The sequence below is a fragment of the Promicromonospora iranensis genome, assembly GCF_028994775.1.
Classification (GTDB): domain Bacteria; phylum Actinomycetota; class Actinomycetes; order Actinomycetales; family Cellulomonadaceae; genus Promicromonospora; species Promicromonospora iranensis_A.
Genome location: NZ_JAJQMN010000020.1, coordinates 11,838 through 26,637, shown reverse-complemented (window position 1 = coordinate 26,637; position 14,800 = coordinate 11,838). Strand labels below are relative to the sequence as shown.

Below are 14,800 nucleotides of genomic sequence, written 5' to 3'. Positions count from 1 at the left end.
CGGCCCCGGGGCACCAGTCACGCTAGTGTCCCCGGCATGACCCCAGACGGTGGTATCCGCGCGCAGGGCGTGCGGCGTTCGTTCGGTCCGGTACACGCGGTGGCCGACGTCGACCTGGTCGCCGCACCCGGTCGCGTCACCGCGCTCATCGGTCCGAACGGGTCCGGCAAGACGACCCTCCTCCTCATGCTCGCCGGCCTCCTGACGCCGGACGCGGGCAGTATCCGCATCGCCGGCGCGGACCCGGTCACCGAGAGCTATGTGGCGCGCTCGCGGACCGGGTGGATGCCCGACGTCTTCGGCACGTGGGACTCCCTCACGGCACGGGAGGTGCTGACCACCGTCGCGGCGGCGTACCGGCTCGACGCCGCCGCCGGCCGGGACCGCGCGAGCGAGCTGCTGGAGCTGGTGCACCTGTTGGAGCTGGCCGACCAGCCCGCGCACGTCCTGTCCCGGGGCCAGAAGCAGCGGCTCGGCCTGGCCCGCGCCCTCGTGCACGACCCCGACGTCCTGCTCCTCGACGAGCCCGCCTCAGGCCTGGACCCGCGCTCCCGGGTGGACCTGCGCGTGCTCCTCCGTCACCTCGCGGCCGAGGGCAAGACGATCCTGGTCTCCTCGCACGTGCTCACCGAGCTCGACGAGATGGCCGACGACGCGGTGTTCATCTCGGGCGGCCGCACCGTCGACACCCGGTCCGTCGCCGACGCCGACCGCCCGCGAGAGTGGCGTGTGACCGGCCTGGACCCCGCGGCACTGGCGGTCTGGCTGGACGAGAACGGTCCCGCCTATCACCAGGAGGCCGACGGGCCCGGGCTGCTCGTCAAGCTGACCGGGGACGCGGAGGCCGCTGCGCTGCTGCGGTCGGCGGTCGAGGGCGGCGTCGCGGTATCGAGCCTCGCCCCCGCGGGCGGCGTGCTGGAACAGGCCTACCTGGCCCTCGAGGAGGAGCGACGATGAGCGTTGACGTGGAGGTCGTCGGGTCCGCACCGGCCGACGGCGGAGCAGCCCGCGGGCGCGGCACCTGGTCCCTGTCCTGGCACGGTCTGCGCACCGTGACGGAGCTCGAGCTGCGCCAGCGGGTGCGCTCGACACGATGGAAGACCGCGCTGATCGTCTGGTTCGTGGTGGTCGGCCTGATCACCCTGCTGACCACCGGGGCGTTCCAGATCCTCTCGGACGACTCGGGCCTGGGCGGCGGAGAGCCGTTCGGCGGGACGGTCTACAGCATCGTCGTCGGGTTCGTGCTGTTCCTGGGCCTGCTGGTGGCGCCGACCTTGTCGTCGGGTGCGATCAACGGCGACCGGAACGCCGGCACGCTCGCGACGCTGCAGGTCACCCTGCTGTCACCCGCCGAGATCGTGCTCGGCAAGCTCGCCGCCGCCTGGATAGCGGCACTCGCGTTCCTCGTCGCGAGCATCCCGTTCCTCGCCTGGGCGCTGGTCGGCGGCGGCGTGCACTGGTTCGCGCTGCTCACCACGGTGCTCATGCTGGCGCTGGTGCTGGGCGTCGTCTGCGCCATCGGGCTGGGCTTCTCGGCCCTGGTGAGCAAGACGTCCGGGTCGGCGGTGCTGACCTACCTGACCATCGGGGCGGTCACCGTGGCGCTGCCGATCCTGTTCGGCCTGCTGGTACCTGTCACCAGCACCACGGAGGAGGTCGAGGTGTGGGACATCGAGGCCGGCTACGACTGGGAGGAGACCACTGCACCTGAGTGCGAGTGGCGGACGCACGAGATGCCCGTGTGGCACAGCGAGCGCACCTGGTGGCTGCTGGCCCCGAACCCGTTCGTGGTGGTCGCCGATGCGCAGCCCCTCCAGGGCGACGTCCAGGAGCTGGCCAACAACGCCAACATGCTCGCGATGCTGCAGTACGGGGTCCGGTACGCGCGGACCGGCGACACGGGACCGCAGGACTGGTGCAGCGACTTCGTGTACGAGAACGGTCGAGAGGTCCGGCCGGACTCCCCGGTGGAGCCGGTCCAGGTCACCGACCAGCTCGTGTGGCCGTGGGGCCTCGGGTTCGACCTGCTGCTCGGTGCGGGCGGTGTCGTCGTTGCGGTGAACCGCCTGCGGATTCCCACGACGGAGCTGCCGCAGGGCACCCGGGTCGCCTGAACTGCCCGACCTCAGGAGTGGAGGGCGTCGTACTCCGCCTCGGCGGCGACGTCGTCCTCCACGTCGAGGCGCACGTGCGCCAGCAGGCCCTGCAGCACGCGCAGGGCGGACGCCGCGCGCTCCCCCCAGAGCGAGAAGTAGGAGAACTGCCACCACCACAGCGCCTCGAGCTCATGGCCGCTGTCGAAGTGCTGCAGGCCCTTGGCCAGCGCCTCGGCGACACACGCGAGGTCGCCGGACAGTGACGCCGAACCGGTCTCCTCGCCCAGCACCGGGTCGACCACCTCGGTGTAGTCGTCGAACCCGTCGAACATCTTGGACAGGGCCTCACGGAGCGGGTCGAGGTCGGTGTCGGGCCCGGCGTCGGGCTCGTACCGCTCCTTGGGCACCACGTCCACGATCGCCGCGAGCCGCGCCCCGGCGGCCAGCAGGTCGGACGACGCGAGCACCAGCAACGAGAGCTCCGCCCCCGGCATGCCGCCGGACGCCACCTGGGTCACCGTCGACAGAAACGTCCGTGCCTGTGCGGACACCTGGTCTGCGACCTCGCTGAGGTCCGACCCGGGGGTTATCTCACTCATCGTGGTCCCACCTACTTGTCGTTGCCGATGACACGGCGGCCTTCGAACGCGCGACCGAGCGTCACCTCGTCCGCGTACTCCAAGTCTCCACCCACGGGGAGACCCGAGGCCAGCCGCGAGACAGTGATACCCATGTGGGCCATCAGTCGGGAAAGATAGGTCGCCGTGGCCTCTCCCTCGACGTTCGGGTCGGTGGCGAGGATGACCTCCTGCACCGTCCCGTCCGCGAGCCGGGCCAGGAGCTCGCTGATGCGCAGGTCGTCGGGGCCGACGTTCTCGATCGGGTTGATGGCGCCGCCGAGCACGTGATAGCGACCGCGGAACTCGCGTGTGCGCTCGATGGCGACCACGTCCTTGGGCTCCTCGACGACGCAGATCACGTCGTCGCTGCGCCGTGGATCGAGGCAGACCCGGCAGCGCTCGGCTTCAGCCACGTTGCCGCAGAGCGCGCAGAACTGGACGCGGAGCTTCACCTCGGTGAGTGCGTCGACCAGCCGCTTGACCTCCTGGTCGTCGGTCGCGAGCAGGTGGAACGCGATGCGTTGCGCGCTCTTGGGCCCGACGCCGGGAAGCCGGCCGAGCTCGTCGATCAGGTCTTGGACCGCGCCTTCGTACACAAGAGGTCAGCCTACGGGTCGCCACCGACATCCGACCGCCGGGGCTGGTACGTTCCCCGCGTGACAGGACCTGAGGCGCGCACCGCGAAGTTCCTCACCGCCCAGTGGCGGCGGCTGGTGATGCTCAGCTACGAGACCGACCCCGCCGTCCTGCGGCCGCTCGTGCCGCGCGGCGTCGAGCTCGACACGTGGGACGGCAGGCACTTCGTGAGCGTCGTCGGGTTCCGGTTCCTCGACACCCGTCTGCTCGGGGTGCCGGTCCCGTTCCACCGGCACTTCGACGAGATCAACCTGCGGTTCTACGTCCGCCGCCGCGCGGACGACGGCTGGCGACGCGGCGTCGTCTTCGTCAAGGAGATCGTGCCCCGCCCGGCGCTGGCCGCCGTCGCACGCGCCGTCTACGGCGAGAAGTACGTGGCCCGGCCGATGCGGCACCGGATCGACCTGCACGACGGCGAGGTCGCGTCCGGCGGCCTGGTCGAGTACTCGTGGCGCGACGCCGGGGCCTGGCACCACGTCCGTGCCACCACCGAGGGCGCCGCGCGTCAGCCCGCCGAGGGATCCCAGGAGGAGTTCATCACCGAGCACTACTGGGGGTACGCGGCACAGCGCGGCGGGGGCTGCGTCGAGTACCGGGTCGAGCACCCGAGCTGGAGCGTCTGGCAGGCCCGCGACCCGTCGTTCGAGTGCGACGTCGAGCAGGTGTACGGCCGCCGGTTCGTCGAGAGCCTCGCCGCCGAACCGGCGTCGGCGTTCGTCGCCGACGGCTCCCTGGTCACCGTCCGCCGCGGCACCGCGTTATAGGCACAATGCACCCGTGCTCGAACTCGATCTCCTCACCATCGTCCTCCTCCTGCTCGCCGGCCTCGCCGCCGGGTGGGTCGACGCCGTAGTGGGCGGTGGCGGGCTGATCCAGCTGCCCGCGCTGCTGCTCGTCCCGGGCATCAGCCCCGTGCAGGCCCTGGCGACCAACAAGCTCGGCAGCATCATGGGCACCTCCACCAGCGCCATCACGTACTACCGCCGGGTCCAGCCCGACCTGCGCACCGCCGGGCCGATGGCGCTCGCCGCCCTGGCCGGAGCGTTCGGCGGCGCCATCGGCGCGTCACACATCCCGGAGGAGCTCTTCAAGCCGATGATCCTGGTCGTGCTCGTCGGCGTCCTGGCGTGGACGCTGCTCAAGCCGAACGTCGGCCAGCACGACAACCTGCGCTGGGTCGGCAACGGGCACAAGCGGATCGCCGCCCTGATCGGCCTCCTGATCGGCGCGTACGACGGGCTGCTCGGTCCGGGCACCGGCACGTTCCTGGTCATCAGCCTCGTGAGCGCCCTCGGGTACTCGTTCCTGCCCGCGTCGGCCATCGCGAAGATCGTGAACTTCGCGACCAACGCGGGCGCCCTGATCTTCTTCGTGCCGAGCGGCGCCGTCATCTGGAGCCTCGGCCTCGGGCTGGGCGTCGCCAACCTCGTCGGCGCCTACATCGGCGCCCGGATGGCCGTGGCCAAGGGCTCCAAGTTCGTCCGCGTGGTGTTCGTCATAGTGGTCGGCGCGCTGATCGCCCGCCTGGCCTGGGACGTCTTCGCCTGACCTTCCGCCGGCCCGGGCCCACGACGTGGGACGGACTACCCCGGGGAACACCAAGCACGTACCATCGAGCCGCAAACCCAACCACCCGGCGGGCCGTTGAGACAGACGGAGGCCGGCAACGGAAGGCAGGCGCATGGCACTTGTCGTGCAGAAGTACGGCGGATCCTCGGTCGGGGACGCGCGCAGCGTGAAGCGCGTCGCGAAGCGGATCGCCGAGGCGAAGCGAGCGGGCAACGACGTCGTGGTGGTGGTCAGCGCCATGGGCGACACCACCGACGAGCTCCTCGACCTCGCGCAGCAGATCACCCCGCTCCCGCCCAAGCGGGAGCTCGACATCCTCCTCACCGCGGGCGAGCGCATCTCCATGTCGGTCCTCGCGATGGCGATCAACAACCTGGGCGTGAAGGCCAAGTCCTACACGGGCCAGCAGGCCGGCCTCATCACCGACGCGGTGCACGGGCGGGCGCGGATCGTCGACGTCGTGCCGCACCGTATCCGCGAGACCCTGAACAAGGGGCAGGTCGCGATCGTGGCCGGCTTCCAGGGGGTCACCCAGTCGACGAACGACGTCACCACCCTCGGCCGCGGCGGCTCCGACACCACCGCGGTGGCGCTCGCGGCGGGCTTGGACGCCGACGTCTGCGAGATCTACACCGACGTGGACGGCGTGTTCACCGCCGACCCGCGCATCGTGCCGGCCGCCCGGAAGATCGACCAGGTCTCCTACGAGGAGATGCTCGAGCTGGCGGCCTGCGGCGCCAAGGTGCTCGCGCTGCGCAGCGTCGAGTACGCGCGCCGGTACAACGTGCCGGTGCACGTCCGCAGCTCGTTCAGCAACCACGACGGCACGCGGGTGGTAGCGGCCGATCTGAAGTCGAAGGAGAACCCCATGGAAGCCCCTATCATCTCCGGCGTGGCGCACGACCGTTCCGAGTCCAAGATCACCGTCATCGGTGTGCCGGACGTGCCGGGCATGGCCGCCCGCATCTTCGAGGTCGTGGCCGGCGCGGGTGCGAACATCGACATGATCGTGCAGAACGTGTCGGCAGCGGCCACGGGCCTCACCGACATCTCGTTCACGCTGCCCGACGGCGACGGCCCGGCCACGATGGCGGCCCTGACCGCGGTGCAGAGCGAGCTGGCCTTCGACTCGCTGCAGTTCGACGACCAGATCGGCAAGCTGTCTCTCGTGGGCGCCGGCATGAAGTCCCATCCCGGTGTGTCGGCGCGGCTCTTCGGCGCGCTCCGCGACGCCGGCATCAACATCGAGATGATCTCCACCTCGGAGATCCGCATCTCGGTGGTCACCCGCGCGGACTCGCTGGACGACGCCGTGCGCGCCGTCCACACCGCGTTCGAGCTCGACGGCGTCGACGGCGAGGCGGTCGTCTACGCGGGAACGGGGCGCTGACATGACCGAGATCTCTGACCAGGGCGTGCACGTCGCCGTCGTCGGCGCCACCGGCCAGGTGGGCGCCGTGATGCGGCGCCTGCTGGAGGAGCGGGACTTCCCCGTGGCCTCGATCCGGTTCTTCGCGTCCGCGCGCTCCGCGGGCAGCACCCTTCCGTTCGGCGGGTTCGACGTCCCGGTGGAGGACCTCGCCGCGACCGCGACGGAGGACCTCGCCGACGTCGACATCGCCCTCTTCTCCGCGGGTGGCGGCACGTCACGCGAGCACGCGCCGCGGTTCGCGGAGGCGGGCGCGCTCGTCGTGGACAACTCGTCGGCCTGGCGGCTCGACCCCGAGGTCCCGCTCGTCGTCTCCGAGGTGAACCCGGAGGCGATCAGCGAGGCGGCCAAGGGCATCGTGGCCAACCCCAACTGCACGACGATGGCCGCGATGCCCGTGCTGTCGCCGCTGGCCCAGGCGGCCGGGCTGGAGCGGCTGCGCGTGGCGACCTACCAAGCGGTGTCCGGTTCCGGGCTCGCGGGTGTGGAGGAGCTGGCGGGGCAGGTGCGGTCGGGAGCCGAGCAGCAGCTCGAGGGCCTGGTGCACGACGGCGGGTCCGTGGACCTGCCCGCCCCCAAGCAGTACGTGGCACCCATCGCGTTCAACGTGCTCCCGCTGGCCGGCAACCTGGTCGACGACGGCTCGGGCGAGACCGACGAGGAGCAGAAGCTCCGCAACGAGTCCCGCAAGATCCTGGGCCTGCCCGACCTGGCGGTGGCCGGCACCTGCGTGCGCGTGCCGGTGTTCACGGGGCACTCGCTGTCGATCCACGCCGAGTTCGGGCGAGCCATCACCCCGGACGAGGCCCGCAAGCTGCTGGCCGGCGCCCCTGGAGTCCAGCTGGCCGACGTCCCGACGCCGCTCGCGGCGGCCGGCGTCGACCCGTCGCTGGTGGGCCGCATCAGGCAGGACCAGTCCGTCCCGGACGGTCGCGGCCTGGTCCTGTTCGTCAGCAACGACAACCTCCGCAAGGGCGCAGCCCTGAACACCATCCAGATCGCCGAGCTCATCGCGGCCGACCTGGCCGAGCTCCAGACGCTGGACGCCGCGGAGCCGGCCGACACGTAGGAAGTACCGCTGTACCGCCGAGGGGCGGGGGAGTGTGCGCCGGCACACTGCCCCGCCCCTCGGTCTGTCTCCGCGCGCCTCTTGCGCTTCGGCCGGTCATGTGGTTCATTAGTCAAGTAACGAACCACTGAACGTCAGGACCGAGACATGTTCGACGGACCCGAGCCCATCTATGTGCAGATCGCGTCATGGATCCGCGCCCAGGTGCTCTCCGGCGAGCTCGGCGAGGAGGAGCAGGTCATGTCCACCACGCAGTTCGCGACCACCTTCCGGATCAATCCCGCGACGGCGGCCAAGGCGTTCTCCGGCCTGGTCGAGGAGGGCATCCTCTACAAGCGGCGCGGCCTGGGCATGTTCGTCGCCCCGGGCGCCCGCCAGAAGCTGCTCGCCGACCACAGGAAGCGCTACTTCGAAGAGGTGCTCGACCCGGCGCTGGCCCAGGCCGAGATCCTCGACATCCCGGTCGGCGACATCGTCGACCACGTTCTCGGCCGCGCTCCCCGCTCCGGCGCGCGCACCGTCAAGAAGGAGAAGTGATGAGCCACTACCCGTTCGGCGCACGGCTGGACGACGTCGCCGTCCGCTACCGCGCCTCCTGGCGGATGACGCAGCAGGGCACCGTCACGAGGGAGACCGGTGGTATCGCGCTCGAAGGCGCGACCTGCGTGTTCCCCGCCGGCGCGATCACCGGTCTGCTCGGTCGGAACGGTGCCGGGAAGACGAGCATGCTCGGCCTGCTGGCCGGGTTCCGCCGCCCTACCGCCGGCACCGTGCACGTGGGCCCGGAGGGCTACGAGCAGGATCCGTGGGAGAACCCGGCGATCGTGTCGGGGGTGCAGCTCGTCCGTGAGAGCGGCGACGTCATGAACGAGGAGAAGGTCGGCGCCACGCTCAAGCAGTACGCGGCCCAGCGTCCCGAGTGGGACGCCGACTACGCCGCCCGGCTGCTCGACCTGTTCGAGGTCGACCCCCGGAAGAGCCCGGCGGCTCTGTCACGCGGCAAGCGGTCGGCCCTCGGTGCCACGATCGGCCTGGCGTCGCGGGCCCCGCTGACGATCTTCGACGAGGTGTACCTCGGCATGGACGCACCGACGCGCTACGCGTTCTACGACGAGCTGCTCAAGGACTACGCGGAGCACCCCCGCACCATCATCCTGTCCAGCCACCTCGTGGAGGAGTCCGAGCGGCTCTTCGAGCACGTGGTGGTCGTGGACCGCGGCCGGGTACTGCTGGCCGAGCCCGCCGACGACATGCGGGCCAGGGGGACGAGCCTCACGGGCAGCGCCGCCGCCGTCGACCGCCTGGCCGCCGGGCACCGCGTACTGCACCGCCAGGAGCTGGGACCCACCGTCATGGTCACGATCGAGGGGTCGCTCACCGAGCGCGAGGAGGCCGAGGCGGCCGACTCCGGCGTCCAGGCCGGCGCCGTGCCGCTCCAGGACCTGTTCGTCCACCTCACCCGCACGACCACACAGAAGGAGACCGAGCGATGAGCATCCCCGTCACTCTCGAGGAGCGCGGGCAGCTCGCCCGCCACCGCTCCGTGCGTGCGGCCGAGAAGGCGCTCATGGGCGGGCTGTTGGTCACCAGCGGCTGGTTCTGGGGCACGGTCATCACCACCAGCATCATCATCGCGGCGATCCAGGGCCGCTTCGGCGGCCTCGAGGGCAGCACCCTGCAGTACACCCTCGGCTCGGCCCGCTGGTACATGTTCACGATGGGCCTGATCCTGGCCGTCGCCGTGCTGCCCCTGCACATCGCCGCCGGTGGCACCCGGCGCTCGTTCGTCATCGGGCTGGTCCGGACATCCGCCCTCGTCGGGCTCCTGACCGGGCTCCTCGTCGCCATCGTGGTACCGGCCGAGCGGCTGATCTGGGGCGCGATCGGCTGGGACTGGCACTTCCCGCAAGGACTGGTCCCCGAGGGCAGCTTCGCGGTCACCGTCGCGGGCGAGGCCCTCGTGATCGCCACCTACATCCTGGCCGGGGCGATGCTCCCCGCCGGCTACCAGCGCCTGGGTGCCTGGGGCGGCAGCCTCTGGATCGTGCCGCTGGTGGCCCTGGTCGTCTTCGTCGACTGGTGCATGCACACCGGCTACATCTTCGGCTGGGAGGCCCTCGCGAACCCCGGCCCCGGCCGGACCCTCCTCGGTCTCGGCGGCGGCGTCCTGGCCGTCGCGGTCGCCGCGTTCGGTGTGGACCGCTTCTACCGCGACATGCCGCTGCGGCCGACCCTCGGCTGAGCGCACTTTTCCACAGCCCTGTCCACAGGCTCCGTCCCCAGCGTTCCCCAGACTCCGTCCCCGAAGGAGAAGCACCGTGGCAACTCCCCAGCCCGACGCAGGCACCCCTGTCGTCGAGGTCAGCCACCTCCGCAAGACCTATCCCGCCGCACGCCGCGGCGCCGGCCCGAAGACCGCCGTATCCGACGTGTCCTTCCAGATCGCACGTGGTGAGATCTTCGGCATCCTCGGCCCCAACGGGGCGGGCAAGACCACCACCGTCGAGTGCCTCGCGGGCCTCCGTCACGCCGACGGCGGCACCGTACGGGTCCTGGGCCAGGACCCGCAGGCCGATCCCCTGCTGATCCGGGAGCACGTCGGCGTCCAGCTCCAGGAAGCGGCGCTGCACGACAAGATCACGGTCGCCGAGGCGCTCGACGTCTTCGGCTCGTTCTACACGGAGCGCGCGGACTCGGCAGAGCTGCTCGACCTGCTCGACCTGACCGCCCACCGCCACCAGCAGTTCGGCAAGCTGTCCGGCGGGCAGAAGCAGCGGCTGTCCATCGCGCTCGCGCTGGTCGGCAAGCCGCAGGTGGCCATCCTCGACGAGCTCACCACAGGCCTCGACCCGGCGGCGCGCCGCGCGACCTGGGAACTGGTGGAACGAGTCCGCGACTCCGGGGTCACCGTCCTGCTGGTCACGCACTTCATGGACGAGGCCGAACGACTCTGCGACCGGCTCGTCGTGATCGACGGCGGACGCGTGGTCGCCGAGGGTACGCCGTCGGCCCTGATCGAAGGGCTCGAGGGCGACCGGGGCGTCCGGCTCCGGTTCGCCGACGACGGCGCGCGCGACCGTGCCACCCAGCTGCTCACCGCCCTCGCCGAGAGGGACGACGACGTCACCGCCGCCGTCCCGGTCGGGGACGAGATCGAGGTGACCGGCACCCGCAAGGTGCTGTTCGCCGTCGTGCAGGCGCTCGCCGCCGCGGACGTCGTCCCCGACGACGTCCGCACGCTCGAACGGACTCTCGAGGACGTGTTCGTCCAGGTCACCGGTCGCCAGTACCGGGTAGAGGAGAACGAGGAGGTGGCGGCATGACCGCCGTCGAGACGACAAGGCCCGTACGCGTGAACCACGGGGGACTGCGCTTCCGCGCCTTCTGGACGTTGTTCGGCAGCGAGCTCAGGGTGTGGCTGCGCGAACCGACCGGCGTGTTCTTCGCTCTGATCTTCCCGAGCCTGCTGCTGCTCGGCCTCGGGCTCGCGATCCCCGACTTCTCGAAGCCGATGGTCGACGCGCCACCGCCCTGGAACGAAGCGCCGGGCGTCACGTCCTACCTGCCCACGATCATCGCCCTGGCCGTGGGGACCATCTCGCTGACCACCATGCCCGTACAGTTCGCCACCTTCCGGGAGAAGGGCATCCTGAAGCGGCTGTCGACCACACCCATGCCGCCGCAGAACCTGGTCGGCGTGCACATGGTGATCAACGTGCTGGCGCTGATCGTGTCGGCCGGCGCCGCGGTGGTCGGAGGCATGGTGGTGCTGGGTGTCCCGTTCGCGGCCGACCCGCTCGTCGTCCTGCTCGTCCTCGTGCTCTCCACGACGGCCATGTTCTCCCTCGGGCTGCTCGTCGCGGCCCGGGCCGAGAAGGGCCAGACGGCGTCCGGCCTGGGGATGCTGATCTACTTCCCGTCCCTGATGTTCTCCGGGGTGTGGGTCCCGCTGTCCGTCATGCCCGAATGGATGCAGGAGATCGGGCTCTACCTGCCGCTCGGTGCCGCCGCCCAGGGGCTCACCATGGGCTGGTTCGGCAACGAGGGCTTCCCCCTCGCCCAGGTGCTCGTGCTGACCGTCTGGACGCTCGTACTCTTCCCGCTCGGCGTCAAGCTGTTCCGTTGGAGCTGACCGCCTGACCGCCTGACCACCTGACGGACCCGGCCCGGGATGCACCCGGGCCGGGTCTAAGGTGTGCCGGCCGATGACGAGGCCGACACCCGGGAGAGGAACACATGGGGACCTTGCGGAAGATCGCGGAACTGGCCGGGCGCTGGTTCGCCCTACTGGTGCTGCTGGGCGGGGTCGCGGGCCTGCTCGCCCGACCCAGCTGGCGCCCCTCGCGGCGCACATCCCGATCTTCCTCGGGATCATCATGTTCGGCATGGGCCTGACCCTGCGGGGCAGCGACTTCGCCCTCGTGGCCAAGCGGCCCTGGGCAGTGCTGGTCGGTGTCGTGGCTCAGTTCGTGATCATGCCGCTGCTCGCCTGGGCCGTCGGCGGGCTGTACGGCCTCACCGGCATGGCGCTGCTCGGCATGATCCTCGTCGGGTCCGCTCCCGGCGGCACCGCCTCGAACGTGATCGTCTATCTCGGCAAGGGCGACACCGCGCTCTCCGTGACGATGACCGCCATCTCCACGCTGCTCGCGCCGTTCCTCACCCCTCTGCTCATCCTGTGGCTCGCCGACGAGACCCTCGACGTCGGGTTCATGGACCTGTTCGGCTCGATCCTCCAGGTGGTGCTCATCCCGGTGCTCGCAGGCATCGTCGTGCGCGCCATCGCCGGGAAGTTCGTCGAGAAGCTGCTGCCCTACCTGCCCCTCGTCTCCGTGGGCGGCATCGTCCTGGTGGTGCTCGGGGTCGTCGCCGCCAACGCCCAGACGGTGCTCTCCACCGGGCTGCTCCTGGCGCTCGCGGTCATCACGCACAACCTGCTCGGGCTGCTGCTCGGGTACGGCACCGCGAAGGCGGTCGGGCTGGACCGGGCCGGGCGGCGCGCGGTGAGCGTCGAGGTGGGCATGCAGAACTCCGGCCTTGCCGCGAGCCTGGCCGCCACCCACTTCACGCCCGCCGCCGCGCTGCCCGCCGCACTGTTCTCGGTGTGGCACAACCTGTCCGGGGCCGGCCTGGCGACGTGGTGGGCCCGGCGTTCCGGGACGCGCTGATCTCACCTACTCTCTTGTCATGAAGCCGTTCCTGCTGCTGGCGACACGCGGTGAAGACATCGCCGCGGACGGGGAGTACGCCGCGTTCTTGCAGTACGGGGGTCTGGAACCGGAGCAGCTGCACCGGGTGCGCCTGGAGCGTGACCCGCTGCCGCCCGTGGACCTCGACGACTACTCAGGTGTGCTCGTCGGCGGCGGGCCGTTCAACTCCTCGGACCCCGCGGAGCAGAAGGGCCCCGTGCAGCGCCGGGTCGAGGCGCAGCTCGCGGCGCTGCTCGACGAGCTGGTCGCCCGCGACTTCCCGTTCCTGGGCGCCTGCTACGGCGTCGGCACGCTGGGCGCGCATCAGGGTGCGGTGATCGACGCGACGTATGGGGAGCCGGTGGGCCCTGTCGTCGTGGAGCTGACGCCGGACGCGGCGTCGGACCCGCTCCTGGCGGGCATGCCGCAGAGCTTCTCGGCGTACGTGGGTCACAAGGAAGCGGTGCGCAAGCTGCCGGACCACGCGGTGCTGCTCGCCTCGTCGGCCGGCTGTCCGGTGCAGATGTTCCGGATCAAGCAGAACCTGTACGCCACGCAGTTCCACCCGGAGCTCGACGTCACGGGTATGGAGCAGCGGATAGCCGTCTACCGGGACTACGGCTACTTCCCGAGCGAAGAGGCGGAGCTGGTGCGTGAGCGGGCCGTCGCCGTGACGATCGCCGAGCCGATGCGCATCCTGCGGGCGTTCGTGGAGCGTTACGCCCGGTAGCGCGTGCGGGCCGGAGGGACTGTGACCGACCGCATCCTAAGATCCGGTGGACAGCCCGCGGGGGTGCGGCTACCGTTTTGGCCGTGGACATCCGTTGGTATTGGCGCTTTACGTCGGCTCCTGGTGGAGCTCGGCGGGCGTACGCCTGACCAACTTTCCACCCGGAGCCAGGGCCTGGGACGCCGATCGCGTCCAGGCCCTTCGTCTTTGCCAGACGGGCCGCTCCGGACCAGGAGTCGGTGGCGGGCCGTCCGGTTCCTCGAACCAGACCTCGCCAACCAGGAGCCCCGATTCCGATGAGCATCACCCCCGCGGAACCCAGCACCGAGGTTTCCGACCTCGGTACCCGCACCTCCGACCTGCGCATTCGCGCTCTCGACCCGCTTCCCGCGCCGAACAGCCTGCTGGAGTCGATGCCGCTCGGCACCGCCCGGAGCGACCTCGTCACGACGTCCCGCCGCGAGGTGCGCGACGTCCTGACCGGCGACGACGACCGGCTGCTGACGATCGTCGGCCCGTGCTCCGTGCACGACCCGGTCGCCGCGCTCGACTACGCCGCGCGGCTCGCCACGCTCCGGCGCGAGCTGTCCGACGACCTGGTCGTCGTGATGCGGGTGTACTTCGAGAAGCCGCGTACCACCGTGGGCTGGAAGGGCCTCATCAACGACCCGCACCTGGATGGTTCGCACGACGTGCGGCACGGTCTGAACCTCGCTCGTGAGGTGCTGCTGGGCGTGCTCGACGCCGGGGTGCCGGCCGGGGCCGAGTTCCTCGAGCCGACCAGCCCTCAGTACATCGCCGACGCCGTGACCTGGGGCGCCATCGGCGCGCGCAACGTCGAGTCGCAGGTGCACCGCCAGCTCGCCTCGGGCCTGTCGATGCCCGTCGGGTTCAAGAACGCCACCGACGGCGACGTCCAGATCGCCGTTGACGGCTGCATCACCGCGGCGAGCGAGCACACCTTCTTCGGGGCCGACGGCGAGGGCCGTGCCGCCGCGGTCGAGACCACCGGGAACCCGGACTGCCACGTGATCCTGCGCGGTGGGCGGTCCGGCCCGAACTACGGAGTCGAGGACGTCGCCGCCGCGCTGCGCGTTGCGCGCACCTCCGGCCTGGGCGGCGCCGTCGAGAACGGCGTGATCGTGGACGCGAGCCACGGCAACTCGGGCAAGGACCACGTCCGCCAGGCCGGCGTCGTGCACGAGATCGCCAACCGCATCGCCGACGGCGAGCGTGGCATCACCGGTCTGATGATGGAGAGCTTCCTGGTGGCCGGTGCACAGAAGCCCGCCCCGCTGTCCGAGCTCACCTACGGCCAGTCGGTCACCGACAAGTGCATGGACTGGGACACCACGGAGGACCTCCTCCGTGAGCTGGCCAAGGCGGTCCGGGAACGGCGCGGCTGACACCGCACGTGTGTGGTCGAGCCTGGCGAGAAGCACTCTCGCCAGGCTCGACCGGC

Annotated in this window: 16 protein-coding genes; 14 read left to right on the top strand and 2 right to left on the bottom strand. The window is 70.9% G+C overall.

Annotation, left to right across the window (positions count from 1 at the left end):
• The first annotated feature begins 36 nt into the window (after positions 1-36).
• Together LUU90_RS24950 and LUU90_RS24945 are read left to right on the top strand one after the other, a co-directional pair.
• The gene (locus LUU90_RS24950; protein ID WP_275006883.1) at positions 37-957 is read left to right on the top strand and encodes an ABC transporter ATP-binding protein; all 921 of its coding nucleotides are present in this window, start codon (positions 37-39) and stop codon (positions 955-957) included.
• On the top strand, positions 954-2,114 hold the full coding sequence (locus LUU90_RS24945; RefSeq protein ID WP_275006881.1) for an ABC transporter permease: 1,161 nt from the start codon (positions 954-956) through the stop codon (positions 2,112-2,114). Before LUU90_RS24950 ends, LUU90_RS24945 begins: the two co-directional genes overlap by 4 nt.
• 11 nt (positions 2,115-2,125) lie before the next feature.
• Here LUU90_RS24945 and LUU90_RS24940 read toward each other — a convergent pair whose 3' ends face one another.
• Both LUU90_RS24940 and recR read right to left on the bottom strand, forming a co-directional pair.
• A complete protein-coding gene (locus tag LUU90_RS24940; protein ID WP_275006879.1) occupies positions 2,126-2,695 on the bottom strand; it encodes a DUF5063 domain-containing protein in 570 nt (189 codons plus the stop codon).
• A gap of 11 nt (positions 2,696-2,706) precedes the next feature.
• Positions 2,707-3,312 carry a recombination mediator RecR gene (gene recR / locus LUU90_RS24935; RefSeq protein WP_275006877.1) on the bottom strand — a complete coding sequence of 202 codons (606 nt, stop codon included), beginning with the start codon at positions 3,310-3,312 and terminating at the stop codon, positions 2,707-2,709.
• Between the two features lie 60 nt (positions 3,313-3,372).
• Here recR and LUU90_RS24930 point away from each other — a divergent pair, with 60 nt between their 5' ends.
• The 12 genes from LUU90_RS24930 (at position 3,373) to LUU90_RS24875 (ending at position 14,744) form a co-directional block, all read left to right on the top strand.
• Positions 3,373-4,116 (top strand): YqjF family protein, encoded by a 744-nt coding sequence (locus LUU90_RS24930; RefSeq protein ID WP_275006875.1) that lies wholly within the window; start codon positions 3,373-3,375, stop codon positions 4,114-4,116.
• 13 nt (positions 4,117-4,129) lie between these two features.
• Positions 4,130-4,900 (top strand): TSUP family transporter, encoded by a 771-nt coding sequence (locus tag LUU90_RS24925; RefSeq protein ID WP_275006874.1) that lies wholly within the window; start codon positions 4,130-4,132, stop codon positions 4,898-4,900.
• A gap of 133 nt (positions 4,901-5,033) precedes the next feature.
• Positions 5,034-6,311 (top strand): aspartate kinase, encoded by a 1,278-nt coding sequence (locus tag LUU90_RS24920; RefSeq protein ID WP_275006872.1) that lies wholly within the window; start codon positions 5,034-5,036, stop codon positions 6,309-6,311.
• 1 nt (position 6,312) lies between these two features.
• A complete protein-coding gene (locus tag LUU90_RS24915; RefSeq protein WP_275006870.1) occupies positions 6,313-7,419 on the top strand; it encodes an aspartate-semialdehyde dehydrogenase in 1,107 nt (368 codons plus the stop codon).
• Positions 7,420-7,566: 147 nt separating this feature from the next.
• Positions 7,567-7,956: a GntR family transcriptional regulator gene (locus LUU90_RS24910; RefSeq protein ID WP_275006868.1), complete on the top strand. Its 390-nt coding sequence runs from the start codon at positions 7,567-7,569 to the stop codon at positions 7,954-7,956.
• Positions 7,956-8,912 (top strand): ATP-binding cassette domain-containing protein, encoded by a 957-nt coding sequence (locus LUU90_RS24905; RefSeq protein ID WP_275006866.1) that lies wholly within the window; start codon positions 7,956-7,958, stop codon positions 8,910-8,912. Before LUU90_RS24910 ends, LUU90_RS24905 begins: the two co-directional genes overlap by 1 nt.
• Complete coding sequence (locus LUU90_RS24900; protein ID WP_275006864.1) at positions 8,909-9,661, top strand: hypothetical protein; 753 nt, start codon at positions 8,909-8,911, stop codon at positions 9,659-9,661. The genes LUU90_RS24905 and LUU90_RS24900 overlap by 4 nt, the downstream gene beginning before the upstream one ends.
• 76 nt (positions 9,662-9,737) lie before the next feature.
• The gene (locus tag LUU90_RS24895) at positions 9,738-10,742 is read left to right on the top strand and encodes an ABC transporter ATP-binding protein (protein WP_275006862.1); all 1,005 of its coding nucleotides are present in this window, start codon (positions 9,738-9,740) and stop codon (positions 10,740-10,742) included.
• Positions 10,739-11,551 carry an ABC transporter permease gene (locus tag LUU90_RS24890; protein WP_275006860.1) on the top strand — a complete coding sequence of 271 codons (813 nt, stop codon included), beginning with the start codon at positions 10,739-10,741 and terminating at the stop codon, positions 11,549-11,551. Before LUU90_RS24895 ends, LUU90_RS24890 begins: the two co-directional genes overlap by 4 nt.
• Positions 11,552-11,804: 253 nt before the next feature.
• Complete coding sequence (locus LUU90_RS24885; RefSeq protein WP_275006859.1) at positions 11,805-12,587, top strand: bile acid:sodium symporter family protein; 783 nt, start codon at positions 11,805-11,807, stop codon at positions 12,585-12,587.
• Positions 12,588-12,606: 19 nt separating this feature from the next.
• Positions 12,607-13,338, top strand: coding sequence for a glutamine amidotransferase (locus tag LUU90_RS24880; RefSeq protein WP_275006857.1), 732 nt, complete (start codon positions 12,607-12,609; stop codon positions 13,336-13,338).
• A gap of 296 nt (positions 13,339-13,634) precedes the next feature.
• Positions 13,635-14,744 (top strand): 3-deoxy-7-phosphoheptulonate synthase, encoded by a 1,110-nt coding sequence (locus tag LUU90_RS24875; protein WP_275006855.1) that lies wholly within the window; start codon positions 13,635-13,637, stop codon positions 14,742-14,744.
• Positions 14,745-14,800: the final 56 nt, after the last annotated feature.

What these genes read in the sequence shown, in the direction of transcription:
- LUU90_RS24885 (WP_275006859.1), top strand. Translation starts at nt 11,805, where the DNA reads ATGGGCCTGACCCTGCGGGGCAGCGACTTCGCCCTCGTGGCCAAGCGG.
- LUU90_RS24900 (WP_275006864.1), top strand. Translation starts at nt 8,909, where the DNA reads ATGAGCATCCCCGTCACTCTCGAGGAGCGCGGGCAGCTCGCCCGCCAC.
- LUU90_RS24875 (WP_275006855.1), top strand. Translation starts at nt 13,635, where the DNA reads ATGAGCATCACCCCCGCGGAACCCAGCACCGAGGTTTCCGACCTCGGT.
- LUU90_RS24890 (WP_275006860.1), top strand. Translation starts at nt 10,739, where the DNA reads ATGACCGCCGTCGAGACGACAAGGCCCGTACGCGTGAACCACGGGGGA.
- LUU90_RS24940 (WP_275006879.1), bottom strand. Translation starts at nt 2,695, where the DNA reads ATGAGTGAGATAACCCCCGGGTCGGACCTCAGCGAGGTCGCAGACCAG.
- LUU90_RS24945 (WP_275006881.1), top strand. Translation starts at nt 954, where the DNA reads ATGAGCGTTGACGTGGAGGTCGTCGGGTCCGCACCGGCCGACGGCGGA.
- LUU90_RS24950 (WP_275006883.1), top strand. Translation starts at nt 37, where the DNA reads ATGACCCCAGACGGTGGTATCCGCGCGCAGGGCGTGCGGCGTTCGTTC.
- LUU90_RS24910 (WP_275006868.1), top strand. Translation starts at nt 7,567, where the DNA reads ATGTTCGACGGACCCGAGCCCATCTATGTGCAGATCGCGTCATGGATC.
- LUU90_RS24880 (WP_275006857.1), top strand. Translation starts at nt 12,607, where the DNA reads ATGAAGCCGTTCCTGCTGCTGGCGACACGCGGTGAAGACATCGCCGCG.
- LUU90_RS24920 (WP_275006872.1), top strand. Translation starts at nt 5,034, where the DNA reads ATGGCACTTGTCGTGCAGAAGTACGGCGGATCCTCGGTCGGGGACGCG.
- LUU90_RS24915 (WP_275006870.1), top strand. Translation starts at nt 6,313, where the DNA reads ATGACCGAGATCTCTGACCAGGGCGTGCACGTCGCCGTCGTCGGCGCC.
- LUU90_RS24905 (WP_275006866.1), top strand. Translation starts at nt 7,956, where the DNA reads ATGAGCCACTACCCGTTCGGCGCACGGCTGGACGACGTCGCCGTCCGC.